The sequence below is a fragment of the Streptomyces sp. NPDC097619 genome (assembly GCF_040302735.1).
GTDB lineage: Bacteria > Actinomycetota > Actinomycetes > Streptomycetales > Streptomycetaceae > Streptomyces.
The window spans coordinates 1-12655 of the sequence record NZ_JBEOSD010000203.1; the positions used below are offsets into that span (position 1 = coordinate 1).

Here is a 12655-nt window from a genome sequence, read left to right on the forward strand (position 1 = left end):
CGTTGATTTTTGGCACGCTGTTGAGTTCTCAAGGTGCGGACGCTTCCTTCGTACTCACCCTCGCGGGTTTTCCTCCGGGCGCTTCCTTCGTTCTTTCGTTTCCGACTCTATCAGACCGTTTCCGTTCCGATTTCCTCGGCGCCTTTCCGGTCCCGACCGATTTCGCGTCCGTTTCCTTTCCGGCGGCTCCGACTCTACCAGTGGAATTCCGGCTCCCGGACCACGTGGTTTCCGCAGACATGCGGAGTGGACCGAGATCGACTTCGGTGTGGAGAGTGGATTGCCCGTCGGCGTGGTGTTCACGCGGTGTTCACGTGGACCGGCCAGGCGGGACTTAAGACAGTACAGGGCCCGTGGTGCGCGGGCAAATCGATTCAGGCGTATGGTCTAGTCCACTAGTCCCGGGGTCACCGCCCGACTGGTACACATCAGGCGGAACCGGGACTTCTCATGACTTACCCTTCTCAACGAGTACGCCGTCCGGTACAGGACGCGGACGGCGACACGTCGAACGCCCCACCCCTGGGAGGCCATCCATGACCACCGTGACGTCACCGCTCGCCGGGCAGGCCATCGGACTCGCGGCAGTGCCCGATCCGGTGTTCTCCGGCGCGATGGTCGGTCCCGGTACCGCCATCGACCCCGTGCGCGAGCCCTCCGAGGCGGTGGCGCCCGTCGACGGCGTGGTCGTCTCCCTGCACCCGCACGCCTACGTGGTGGTGGACCAGGCCGGTCACGGCGTGCTCACGCACCTCGGCATCGACACCGTCCAGCTCAACGGCGAGGGCTTCGAGCTCCTCGTGAACAAGGGCGACACGGTGACGCGCGGGCAGGCGATGATCCGCTGGAACCCGGCCGCCGTGGAGGCCGCCGGCAAGTCCCCCATTTGCCCGATCGTCGCGCTCGAAGCGACCGCCGACGCCCTCTCCGACCTCGTCGAGGGCGAAGTGAAGGCCGGGGACGCGCTCTTCAGCTGGGCCTGAGCGCCCTGCGCCGTCCCCCCGGACGGCGGGATCGGACATCCATCGCGGCGCTGTGACCGCCGCACAATCGGAGACGGGTGAAATGGAGACAACGCTGCGAGGCGTCGGCGTGAGCCACGGTGTGGCGATCGGCGAGGTTCGGCACATGGGTACGGCCGTGCTGGAGCCGCCGGCCAAGCAGATCGCCGCGGAGGAGGCGGAGCGCGAACAGGGGCGCGCCCGCCAGGCCGTGGACGCCGTGGCCGCCGACCTGATCGCGCGGGGCCAGCTGGCCGGTGGCGAGGCCCAGCACGTGCTGGAGGCCCAGGCCATGATCGCTCAGGACCCTGAGCTGATGGCCGACGTCGACCGCCGCATCGCGGTCGGCAGCACCGCCGAGCGCGGGGTGTACGACGCCTTCGCCGCCTACCGCGAGCTGCTCGCGGGGGCCGGTGAGTACATGGCCGGCCGGGTGGCCGACCTGGACGACGTCCGGAACCGGATCGTGGCCCGCCTGCTGGGCGTACCGATGCCGGGCGTGCCGGACAGCGACGAGCCGTACGTGCTCATCGCGCGGGACTTGGCGCCGGCGGACACCGCGCTGCTGGACCCGGCGCTGGTGCTCGGGTTCGTGACCGAGGAGGGCGGGCCGACCAGCCACAGCGCCATCCTGGCGCGCGCCCTGGGCGTGCCCGCGGTCGTGGCCCTGCCGGGCGCCGGCGAGCTGGCCGAGGGCACGGTCGTGGCCGTGGACGGCAGCACCGGTGAGATCTTCGTGGACCCGAGCGAGGAGAAGCGGGCCGCGCTGACGGCCGCCGCGGCCGAGCGGAAGGCGGCGCTGGCCGCCTCCTCCGGTCCGGGCGCCACCTCCGACGGTCACAAGGTGCCGCTGCTGGCGAACGTGGGCGGTCCGGCGGACGTGCCCGCCGCGGTCGAGGCCGGGGCGGAGGGCGTGGGCCTGTTCCGCACCGAGTTCCTGTTCCTGGACGACAGCAAGAAGGCGCCGTCCGAGGAGAAGCAGGTCGAGGCCTACCGCAAGGTGCTGGAGGCCTTCCCCGAGGGCCGGGTCGTGGTGCGCGTGCTCGACGCGGGCGCCGACAAGCCGCTGGACTTCCTGACCCCGGCCGACGAGCCCAACCCGGCGCTCGGCGTACGCGGTCTGCGGGCCCTGCTGGACCACCCGGAGGTGCTGCGCACGCAGCTGACCGCCCTGGCGAAGGCCGTCGAGGGGCTCCCGGTGTACCTGGAGGTCATGGCCCCGATGGTGGCCGACCGCGCCGACGCGCGGGCCTTCGCGGACGCGTGCCGCGAGGCCGGGCTGCAGGCGAAGTTCGGCGCGATGGTGGAGATCCCCTCCGCCGCGCTCCGGGCGCGCTCGATCCTCCAGGAGGTCGAGTTCCTGTCGCTGGGCACCAACGACCTGGCGCAGTACGCCTTCGCCGCCGACCGGCAGGTCGGTGCGGTGTCGCGGCTCCAGGACCCCTGGCAGCCGGCGCTGCTCGACCTGATCGCCCTGTCCGCCGAGGCGGCCCGGGCCGAGGGGAAGAGCTGCGGGGTCTGCGGCGAGGCCGCTTCCGACCCGCTGCTGGCCTGCGTCCTGACCGGTCTGGGCGTGACCAGCCTGTCCATGGGCGCCGCGTCCATCCCGTACGTGCGCGCCGCCCTGGCGAAGCACACGCTCGCCCAGTGCGAGCGGGCCGCGGCCGCGGCCCGTGCCGCGGACTCCGCCGAAGAGGCGCGGCTGGCCGCGCAGGCGGTGCTGTCCGGGGAGTGACCTCCGGCCACCGGCCTTCTTGGCGGCAGGCCGGTGGACCCGGGCCCGGAGGGGTCCTTCGCCCGTGTGGCGGAGGACCCCTCCGGCGTTTCCGGGGGGAGGCGAGGGGCCCCCGCCGGGGGGACTACCGGCCCCATTCGCGTGGGCTTCGGTCACCTGTGATGGCCGTGCCGGGGGCCCGGATCGGCGACGGGGAAGCCTGCGCAGTAGGTGACTCCGGGCTCGGGGGGCAGCAGGTCCCCGGAGTCGGCGTCGGTGCAGTAGGCGTCGAAGACCTCCGCCGCGGTCAGGGGGGTGAGGGCGCCGTCGGTGAGCCGCCAGCCGTGGACCCGGTCGGGGCCGCCCTCGCCGCTGGTGCGCAGGACCACTCCCCCGGGCCGGTCGAGGGCGATGCCCGCGGCGAGGACGCTGAGGAATTCCAGGCGGGAGCGGGCGCCGCCGCCGGTGTGGTGGGGGGCGACGAGCTGTTCCCGTTCGGCGGGCACGCTGCAGACGAGGTGGTGGTGGCCGGGGCCGGCGCCCGTGAGGAGGCCGTCGAGGAGGAGCCCTGCGCGGTCGAGGGCGTCCGCGCCGATGTCGGCCCCGCATTCGGCGCAGGGGCCGAGTCCGGCCAGGAGGAGGGTGGCGTACTCCCAGGTGGCCTGGCGGACGGCGGCGTCGACCAGGCGGGGCAGGAGGGTGTCGAGGGGTTCCCCGGTATAGGGGAGGGCGGTGCCGGTGGCCGCGAGGTGGGCGGTGAAGCGGGTGCGGGCGGCGGGGGTGTCGGGGTCGGCGCCGGTCTCGGTGCACCAGGCGGCGTAGTCGTCGGGGTCGAACAGGGTGACGGTGGTGTGCAGTCCCTGGCCGCGGAGGGATTTCAGCAGGCCGTCGAGGTGGCCGAGGTAGGACGGCCAGTCCTCGTCGCGGAAGGGGAAGCTGCGGTAGCCCGTCATGGCGGCGAAGTCGCGTGGGTCGGTGAGGAGGCCGACGGTGCCGGGGACCTCGCGGCGGAGGGTGCGGCGCAGGCGTGCGGAGTGCTGGGTGTGGGTGGTGGGCGTCATGGGGTCCCCCCGAATGGTCCGCGCGTGGCGGAGTGTGGTCAGTGCTCACTCACCGTAATCGGGGGGACTGACAGCGGGTCCTTCGGGAGGGCGGAGCGGACCAGGCGGTCCTGGGCGGCGCAGGTCGCGGCGAGGGCGGCGCCGAGGAGGGCCCAGCCGAGCGGGCCGGCCGCGGTGGCGGCGGTGGTGACGAGGGGGCCGGCGCTGCGCTGGGCGGCGGTGGAGAGTCCGTGGACGCCGAGGTAGGCGCCCTGGGCCAGGTCGGGGGCGAGTGCGAGGGAGAGTTCCCAGGAGGCCACCGAGTGGACCATCTCGGCGAAGGTGAGGGCGGTGGCGGCGAGGCAGAGGGCGGCGGTGGCGGTCCAGGGGCCGCCGTAGGCGGCGGCGCCGAGGGCGAGGCAGCCGAGGAGGTGGGTGGCGGCGAGGGGGCGGAGCAGTCGGCGGGCGGCGTCGGTGGTGGTGCCGAAGCGGGCGAGGGGGACCTGAAGGAGGACGACGAGGACGTTGTTGAGGACCAGGACGAGCGGGATGAGTCCGGGCGGGGCTTCGGTGGCGTGGACGGCCCAGAGCGGGAGGCCGACCTTGAAGACGGCGTCGTCGAGGTAGAGGGCGGTCTCCGTGAGGGTGAAGAGGAGGTAGCGGCGGTCGCGCCAGGGGCTGGGCGCGGGGTCCGGCTCTCCTTCGGGGGCGCTGCCGTCCTCGGGGTGGGCGGTGGTGACCACGCGGGTGGGGGACGGGGGTTCGCCGCAGCGGAGGGCGAGGACGGCGGCGGCGAGGAAGGACAGGGCGTCGCCGATGAGCAGCATGCGGTAGGCGGAGGCGGTGCCCACGGCGAGGACGGCGGCGGCGGTGAGGCCGCCGACGGCCCAGCCGAGGTTGGTGGCGGTGCGGTGGACGGCCTGGTAGCGGACGCGGTCGGGACCGCTGACCCGGGCGGCGTAGAGCTTGGTGAGGACGTTGGCGGCGCGGTCGGCGAGGCTGCCGACGGCGGAGTAGAGGAGGAGCAGGGTGAAGTCGTGGGTGGTGAGGAGGGCGAGGGCGGCGAGGCAGCGCAGCAGTTGGAGGACGGGGAGCAGGCGGGTGAGGGGGACGCGGTCGGCGAGCCGGCCGCCGAGGGGGGCGCCCGCGATGCCCGCGGCTCCGGCGGCGGCGACGAGGACGCCGATCTCGCCGATGCCGAGTCCGGCGACGGTGAGGAAGTAGAGGACGGAGGCGCCGGTCCAGAGTCCGGTGCCGGTCTTGTCCACGAAGGCGATGAGCAGGAGGCGGCGGCCGTCGACGCCGCCCGGGATGCGGGCGTGGAGTGTTGCTCTCCGTTCCTTGGCGCGTTCGGTGATGCGCATGGGGTCCCCCTTGACGAAAATTTTGTATTGATACATAGTTGATTACGTGGCAACACAATATTCCTTCATGGGGACGACCGCCAGGGAGATCGCGGCGTCCGTCGAACGCGGGGTCTCCGAGGGGGCCCTCGGGCCCGGTGCCGCGCTGCCCCCGGTGCGGCGCCTCGCCGACGAGCTGGGGGTGAGTCCGGGCACCGTGGCCACGGCCTACAAGGAGCTGCGGCAGCGCGGGATCGTGGTCACCCGGGGGCGCGGCGGCACCGTGGTGGCGGAGGCCCCGGCGGTGGGCTCGCGCAGGCCGCCCCGGGTGCCCGCCGGCGTGCGGGACCTGTCGGGCGGCCACGCCGACCCGGCCTTCCTGCCGGTGCTGGTCCCGCCGGGGCCGGTGCGGCCGGTGCACGGTTCCCACCGGGGCACCCCGAGGCTGCCCGAGCTGATGGAGCCCACCCGGGCCTGGTTCGCCGCGGACGGGGTGCCCGAGGAGCACGTGACCTTCGCGCACGGCACGTTGGACTGCGTCGCGCGGCTGCTCTCCACGGAGTTGCGGCCCGGGGACGCGGTGGCCGTGGAGGACCCCGGCTTCCACCATCTACTGGACCTGGTCCCCGCGTTGGGTCTGCGCATGGAGCCGGTGGCGGTGGACGGGGAGGGCATCCGTCCCGAGGAGCTGGCCCGCGCCCTGCGGGCCGGGGCCCGGGCCCTGGTGTGCGGGCCCCGGGCGCAGAGTCCGACCGGGGCCCGGTTCACCGCCGGGCGCCGCGAGGCGCTGCTGGCGGTGCTGGCGGACTTCCCCGAGGTGCTGGTCGTGGAGGACGACGCGAACGCCGCGGTGTCCGGGGTGCCGTCGCACTCGCTGACCACGGGCGGGCTGCCGCGCTGGGCGCAGATCCGTACGGCTTCCAAGCATCTGGGCATCGACCTGCGGTGGGCGGCGATGGCCTGTGATCCGACCACGCTGGCCCGGCACGACGGGCGGTTGCTGTTGACCTCGGGCTGGGTCAGTCACCTGCTCCAGCGGACCGTGGCCGCGGTGATGACGGATCCGGAGGCTCGGGCCCTGGTAGCGCGCGGCGAGGAGGCGTACGCGCGGCGGCGGGAGGGGCTCGTCGACGCGCTCGGCGGGTACGGGATCCCCGCGTTCGGCGCGAGCGGGTTCAACGTGTGGGTGCCGGTGCGGGACGAGTCGGCGGTGGTGAACGGGCTCCGCACGCACGGCTGGTGGGTGGCGGCGGGACAGCGGTTCCGGATCGCCGCGCCGCCGGGGGTGCGGATCACCACCGCGGACCTGGTGGCCGCGGACGCGGAGCGGCTGGCGGCGGATTTCGCGCGGGTGCTGGGCGAGTCCCAGGACACGTACGGGGGTTGAGGGGGCCCGCCCACCAGTCGTGGTGGGCGGGCCCCGGTCGGCGCGGTCAGCGCTTGCGGGTGCGGCCCAGCTCCTCGTAGAAGGCCAGCAGCGCGGGGGCGTCCACCGAGCCGATGTTGACGGCCTTCTCCAGGGGGGTGCCCTGGAGGAGGCGCTTGACGGGGACCTCGATGCGCTTGCCGGTGAGGGTGTGCGGCACCGCGGGGACCTCGATGATCTCGTCGGGCACGTGGCGCGGGGAGAGCTGTTCCCGGATGGTGCGCTTCACCTTGTCGCGGAGGGCGTCGTCGAGGGCGGCCCCGGGGGCGAGGTGCACGAAGAGCGGCATCCAGTAGCCGCCGTCCGGCTCCTCCAGGCCGATGACCAGCGATTCCTTGATCTCGGGGAGGCGTTCCACGGCCTCGTAGATGTCGGCCGAGCCCATCCGGACGCCCTGCCGGTTGAGGGTGGAGTCGGAGCGGCCGTGGATGACCACCGAACCGTGGCCGGTCAGGGTGATCCAGTCGCCGTGGCGCCAGACGCCGGGGTAGGTGTCGAAGTACGACTCGCGGTACCGGGCGTCCTCGGGGTCGTTCCAGAAGCGGGTCGGCATCGAGGGCATCGGGTTGGTGACGACCAGTTCGCCCACCTCGTCGACGAGCGGCTTTCCGGCCGGGTCCCAGGACTGGAGGTCGGTGCCCAGGCACGGGGCCTGGAGCTCGCCGATGTGCACGGGCAGGGTGGGGACGGCTCCGGCGAAGCAGCTGCACACGTCGGTGCCGCCGCTGACGGAGGCGATCCACAGGTCCTCGGCGACCTCGTCGTGGAGCCAGCGGAAGCCGTCCGGGGGCAGTGGGGAGCCGGTGGTGGCCACGCAGCCGACGGAGGACAGGTCGAAGTCGCGGGAGGGGTGCACCCCGGCCTTCTTGCAGGCCATCACGTAGGCGGCGGAGGTGCCGTACAAGGTGGCGCGGGTGCGTTCGGCGATCCGCCACTGGGCGCCGGTGTCCGGGAAGCCGGGGCTGCCGTCGTAAAGGACGACCGTGGTGCCCGTGAGCAGGCCCGAGACGAGGAAGTTCCACATCATCCAGCCGGTGGACGTGTACCAGAAGAAGCGGTCCCCGGGGCCGAGGTCGCAGTGCAGGCCGATCTGCTTCAGGTGCTCCAGGAGGATGCCGCCCTGGGACTGGACGATGGCCTTGGGCAGGCCGGTGGTGCCGGAGGAGTACAGCACCCACAGCGGGTGCTCGAAGGGCACCGCCTCGAAGACCGGCTCGGTGTCGGCGACGGTCAGCGCCGACCATTCCAGGGTGCCCTCGGGGGCGGGAGTGCCCAGCAGCGGGATGTGCACGACGGCGCGCAGCGAGGGCAGTTCGGCGCGCAGCTCGGCCACCGCGGCGGTGCGGTCGTGCTCCTTGCCGCCGTAGCGGTACCCGTCCACGGTGAACAGGACCACGGGCTCGACCTGCTGGAAGCGGTCCAGGACGCTGCGGGCGCCGAAGTCGGGGGCGCAGGAGGTCCACACCGCGCCGACGGCGGCGGTGGCGAGGAAGGCGGTGACCGCCTGGGGGATGTTGGGCAGGTAGCCGCTGACCCGGTCGCCGGGGCGGACGCCGAGGGCGCGCAGCTCGGCGGCGAGGGAGCCGACCTGGCGGCGGAGCTCCGCCCAGGTGACGGGGACGGGCTCCTGGGTCTCGTCCACGCACAGCAGGGCCGGTTCTCCGGCGCGGGCCGGGTCCTCGGCGGCGCGCAGGGCGTGCTCGGCGTAGTTGAGGGTGGCGCCGGGGAACCAGTGGGCGCCGGGCATGGCGCGGCTGCCGAGGACTTCCTCGTACGGGGTGGTGAACCGGACCTCGAACCACTCCGCGACGGCCTGCCAGAAGGTGTCGAGCTCGTCCACGGACCAGCGGTGCAGGGCCGGGTAGCCGCCCTCGGCGGGGGCGCCGTGGTGCTCGGCCGCCCAGTCCTGGAAGCGGGTCACGGCCGCGGCGGCGATCCGCTCCGGTCCGGGCGACCAGAGGGGCTGCGGCGTGGCTGGGGTCATGGCTCTGCTCCCGGGGTGCGGCGCGGTGGTGCGGGCGGTCGGGTCGCGCGGGGGGTGGTGCGCGACGGTTCACAGGGACGATGCCATGTGATCGTCTCCCGCACCAGAGTCGCCGGCCACAGGCGGAACCGGTCGGAGTGTGGGTGAACGACAGTTGAACGGCCCCCTTCCGGCCCGGTGCCGGTGGCAGGGTGATCACCATGGACGGTCGTGATCTGGTACGTGCGGTGAAGGATCTGGGGACGGCGCGCGGACGGAGCGCCTGGCGCGCGGCCTGGCGCCGGTACCGCACCGATGCGGCGGGGTTGCCCCGGCGCGGTCCGGAGCGAGCCCGGGTGCCCGGTCCGCTGACCGGCGCGGACCCGCGCCCCGGTGGCGGGGTGCTCACCTTCGCCCGGTCGGTGCTGGAGGTACGGGTCACGGTGGGCGGGGCGGTGTTCTGGGGCTGGGACGGGGCCGCGCCCCTGCCCTCGTACGGGCTGGCGGGCGAAGGTCCGGAGGCGGACGCGCGGGCGGTGCTGGAGCCCGACACCGGGGGCGGGTGGCGGGTGGTGTCGGAGCGGGTGACGGTGGCGGTGTCCCGCAACGGCGCCGTGGAGGTCCGCACCCCGGGGGGTGCCGTCCTGCGCCGGGAGCTGCCGCCGCGCTGGTGGGAGCCGGTGTCCGGGGAGGGCGCGGCGCGCTGGGTGCAGCGGGCGGAGGTGGCGCCGGACGCCCGGTTCTTCGGGTTGGGCGGGCGGGCGGCGGGGCCGCGGCTGCGGGACGGCGAGTACCGGCTGTGGAACACCGACCCCAAGGGCGGGTTCGGGCCGGGGGACGATCCGCTGTACCTGACGATGCCGGTGCAGCTGGTGGTGGCGGACGCCGGGACGCACCTGGTGTTCCACGACTGCACCTGGGACGGGCGGGTCACGCTGCGGGAGGGCGAGGAGGGGGCCGGGTCCGGGCCGGACCGGCCGGGCTCCTGCGAGCTGCGGATGGACGGGGGGCCGCTGCGGGCCTGGGTGCTGGTGGGGACCCCGGCCCGGGTCCTGCAGGGCTGGTCGGCGCTGACCGGGGCCGCGGCGGTGCCGCCCTCCTGGGCGCTGGGCTACCAGCACGCGCGCTGGGGGTTCGGGAGCGAGGCCGAGGTGCGGAGGGTGGTGGACGGGTACCGGGACCACGGGCTGCCGCTGTCGGCCGTGCACCTGGACATCGACCACTACGCGGGGCACCGGGTGTTCACCGTCGACGAGGAGCGCTTCCCCCGGCTGCCGGAGCTCGCGGAGGAACTGCGCGCGCGGGGGGTGCGGCTGGTGTCGATCGTGGACCCGGCGGTGCGGGCGGAGCCCGGGGACCCGTTGTACGAGTCGGGGCGGGCGCAGGGGGTGTTCGTCCGGGACGGGGCGGGGCGCGAGGTCCGCGGGGTGGTGTGGCCCGGGGAGTGCGCCTACCCGGACTTCACCCATCCGCCGGTACGGGCCTGGTGGGGAGAGCGGTACGCGGAGCGCCTGGAGCGCGGCTTCTCCGGGATCTGGCACGACATGAACGAGCCGGTGTCCTTCGCCCCGTTCGGGGACTCCTCGCTCCCGCGATCGGCGCGGCACGCGCTGGAGGGGGCGGGCGGGGACCACCGGGAGGCGCACAACGTGTACGGGCTCGCGATGGCGCGCGCCGGGTACGAGGCGCTGGTGCGGCTGCGCCCGGCGGAGCGGCCGTTCCTGTTCTCGCGGTCGGGGTGGGCGGGGCTCCAGCGGTACGGGGGCACCTGGTCGGGGGACGTGGAGAGCAGCTGGCCGGGGCTGCGGGCCTCGCTGGCGCTGGCGTTGGGGCTGGGCCTGTGCGGGATCCCGTACTCGGGTCCGGACGTGGGCGGCTTCGGCGGGTCCCCCTCCCCCGAGCTGTACCTGCGGTGGCTCCAGTTGGGGGCGTACCTGCCGCTGTTCCGGACGCACTCGGCGGTGTGGGCGGGGCGCCGGGAGCCCTGGGAGTTCGGTCCGGAGGTGCTGGAACGGGCCAGGGAGGTGCTGGTGGAGCGGGAGCGACTGGTGCCGTACTTCGTCTCGCTGGCGCACCTGGCCCGGCGGACGGGGGCGCCGTACGTGCGTCCGCTGTGGTGGGGGGCGCCGGAGGACCGGGCGCTGCGGGACTGCGAGGACGCCTTCCTGCTGGGTGACGCCCTGCTGGTGGCGCCGGTGCTGGAGTGCGGGGCGGACCGTCGGGCGGTGCGGCTGCCGCGCGGCCGCTGGTACGACACCGCGACCGGGCAGGCCCACGAAGGGCCCGGGCAGGTGCTGCTGGACGCGCCGCCGGGGCGGATCCCGGTGCTGGCGCGGGGCGGGTCGGTGCTGCCGGTGCGCGGGGCGGACGGCTCCCCCGAGCTGGAGGTGTGGGCGCCGGCGCTCGGCCGGACCGGCGGCGGGCTGCTGGTCCGCGACCCGGGCGACGGCTGGGTGCGGGCCGAGCCGGAACGGCTGGTCACCCGCTGGCGGGACGGGCAGGTGGTGGTGGAGCGGGAGAACGGGCTCCCGCTGGACCTGCCGGTACGGGTGCGGGGGGTGTAGACGCCGGTGGGTCAGGTGGGGTGGGGTCGGGTGGGGCGGCGCGGGCGGGACGGGCGGAAACGGCGCGGAGGACGCGGTGGGCGCGGTGGGCGGGTGTGCGCGTGGGCGGCCAGGGTGAAGGTCACGCTGATCAGGAGGGCCCAGGCGCCGAACTTGGCGAGGGGCACGGGCTGCCAGCCGTCCAGCTGGTGCGGGTAGCTCCACGCCCCCGCGTAGGTGGCGGCGTTCTCCGCCACCCAGAGGAAGAAGCCGATCAGGGTGAGGGCGAGCGCGAGGGGCATGTGGAGCCGGCGGTCGTCCACGGTGAATCCGACCCGGGTGCCCGCCGTCGCGGCGAGCAGTAGGGCGGCCAGCAGCAGGCGGGCGTCCGGGAGCCAGTGGTGGGTGAGGAAGTTGAGGTAGACGGCGGCGGCGAGCACGACCGTGGCGCGGGGCCGGTAGCCGTGCAGTTCCAGGTGGAACAGCCGCCAGGCCCGGCAGACGTAGCTGCCGACGGCCGCGTACAGGAATCCGCTGTACAGGGGCACGCCGCCGAGTTTGGTGAGGGCCGCCTCCGGATAGCTCCAGGAACCGAGCCGCACCTTGGCCAGTTCGAAGAGGAGCCCGAGGAGGTGGCAGCCCAGCAGGACGGCGGTGTCCCGGGGGCCGTCCCAGCCGAGCCGGCGGGCGAGGACGGCGAGGAGGATCCCGTAGCCGAGCAGCAGGTCGTACCGGGCCACGGGCAGCGGGGGCAGCAGGGCGGACACGGCGATGCCCCCGACCAGGGCGGTGGCGAAGGCGCAGCTCCGGGCCTCCAGGACACCGAAGCGGAGCAGGCCGCGCAGGGGTGGGCCGAGGGGCCGGAGGGGGCGGAGGCTGGGGCGCATGCCGGCAGGACGCGGGTGGGGGCGGCGGTGGTTCCGGGCCCGGGGTGACGGCCGCCGGGATCAGGGGGTGGGGAGGTCGCGGTAGTGGCCGGCGAACCAGGCGGCCGCGGCCTGGGTGTGGAGGGGGAAGCCCAGGTCGGCGGGGGCGTGCAGGAGGTGCCAGCCGGTGGTCTCGTCGGTGGGCACCGGCGGCGGCAGGGACTCCAGCGGGCGGGGCGGGAGCAGACCGAAGACCAGCAGGTGGCCGCCCGGGGAGCTGAGCACGTCGGCGAGCCGCACCTCGACCGGGTCGGCCTCGATGCCGGTCTCCTCCCGGAGTTCGCGGGCCACCGCCGCGCGCCAGTCCTCACCGTGGTCGATGAAGCCGCCGGGCAGGGCGGTGCGGCCCCGGGCCGGCTCGATGGTGCGGGTGATCACGACCAGGGCGGGGGGCGCGGTCGGCGTGGCCGCCGGGTCCGGCAGGACCGGGAGGAGGGCCACCGCCACGGGGAGCGGGTTGCGGTAGGCGGTGGTGCCGCAGGCCGGACAGGGGCGGGGCCAGGGGGCGTCCGGGGGGTAGGGGGCTCCGCAGGTGGAGCAGTGCGAGTCCTTCGTGGGTGCTGACACGAGGGGGATGGTATGCCAAGGGGGGTGTGGGGGGCGGGTGTTGGGGGCGGGTGGGGTGCGGCTCGGGGGTGGGGGGCCGCTGCGCGGGGCCTTCTCCCCGCCCCGCCCCTTCCCGATACCGGGGCAGATCGG

9 protein-coding genes are annotated in these 12655 nt (G+C 74.8%); 4 read left to right on the forward strand and 5 right to left on the reverse strand.

Features of this window, described 5'->3' with window-relative positions:
* The first annotated feature begins 536 nt into the window (after positions 1–536).
* On the forward strand, positions 537–983 hold the full coding sequence (locus tag ABTZ17_RS33390) for a PTS sugar transporter subunit IIA (protein WP_352199554.1): 447 nt from the start codon (positions 537–539) through the stop codon (positions 981–983).
* Between the two features lie 82 nt (positions 984–1065).
* Positions 1066–2736, forward strand: a complete 1671-nt coding sequence (ptsP, locus tag ABTZ17_RS33395; RefSeq protein ID WP_352199555.1) for a phosphoenolpyruvate--protein phosphotransferase — start codon at positions 1066–1068, stop codon at positions 2734–2736.
* A 152-nt stretch (positions 2737–2888) separates the two neighbouring features.
* On the opposite strand, the gene ABTZ17_RS33400 is transcribed toward ptsP, so the two are convergent.
* Positions 2889–3776: a DUF8829 domain-containing protein gene (locus tag ABTZ17_RS33400; RefSeq protein ID WP_352199556.1), complete on the reverse strand. Its 888-nt coding sequence runs from the start codon at positions 3774–3776 to the stop codon at positions 2889–2891.
* Positions 3777–3814: 38 nt separating this feature from the next.
* Positions 3815–5119: an MFS transporter gene (locus tag ABTZ17_RS33405; RefSeq protein ID WP_352199557.1), complete on the reverse strand. Its 1305-nt coding sequence runs from the start codon at positions 5117–5119 to the stop codon at positions 3815–3817.
* 46 nt (positions 5120–5165) lie between these two features.
* Here ABTZ17_RS33405 and ABTZ17_RS33410 point away from each other — a divergent pair, with 46 nt between their 5' ends.
* Positions 5166–6485 carry a GntR family transcriptional regulator gene (locus ABTZ17_RS33410; RefSeq protein WP_352199558.1) on the forward strand — a complete coding sequence of 440 codons (1320 nt, stop codon included), beginning with the start codon at positions 5166–5168 and terminating at the stop codon, positions 6483–6485.
* 46 nt (positions 6486–6531) lie between these two features.
* Here the strand turns inward: ABTZ17_RS33410 and ABTZ17_RS33415 are convergent, their stop codons facing one another.
* Positions 6532–8508, reverse strand: coding sequence for an acetoacetate--CoA ligase (locus tag ABTZ17_RS33415; protein WP_352199559.1), 1977 nt, complete (start codon positions 8506–8508; stop codon positions 6532–6534).
* Between the two features lie 200 nt (positions 8509–8708).
* Between ABTZ17_RS33415 and ABTZ17_RS33420 the strand changes: the two genes are divergently transcribed.
* On the forward strand, positions 8709–11051 hold the full coding sequence (locus ABTZ17_RS33420; RefSeq protein WP_352199560.1) for a glycoside hydrolase family 31 protein: 2343 nt from the start codon (positions 8709–8711) through the stop codon (positions 11049–11051).
* Positions 11052–11062: 11 nt separating this feature from the next.
* Here the strand turns inward: ABTZ17_RS33420 and ABTZ17_RS33425 are convergent, their stop codons facing one another.
* Both ABTZ17_RS33425 and ABTZ17_RS33430 read right to left on the reverse strand, forming a co-directional pair.
* The gene (locus ABTZ17_RS33425; RefSeq protein WP_352199561.1) at positions 11063–11917 is read right to left on the reverse strand and encodes a DUF817 domain-containing protein; all 855 of its coding nucleotides are present in this window, start codon (positions 11915–11917) and stop codon (positions 11063–11065) included.
* Between the two features lie 60 nt (positions 11918–11977).
* Entirely contained in the window at positions 11978–12532 is a 555-nt protein-coding gene (locus ABTZ17_RS33430) for an NUDIX domain-containing protein (RefSeq protein ID WP_352199562.1), read from the reverse strand.
* Positions 12533–12655: the final 123 nt, after the last annotated feature.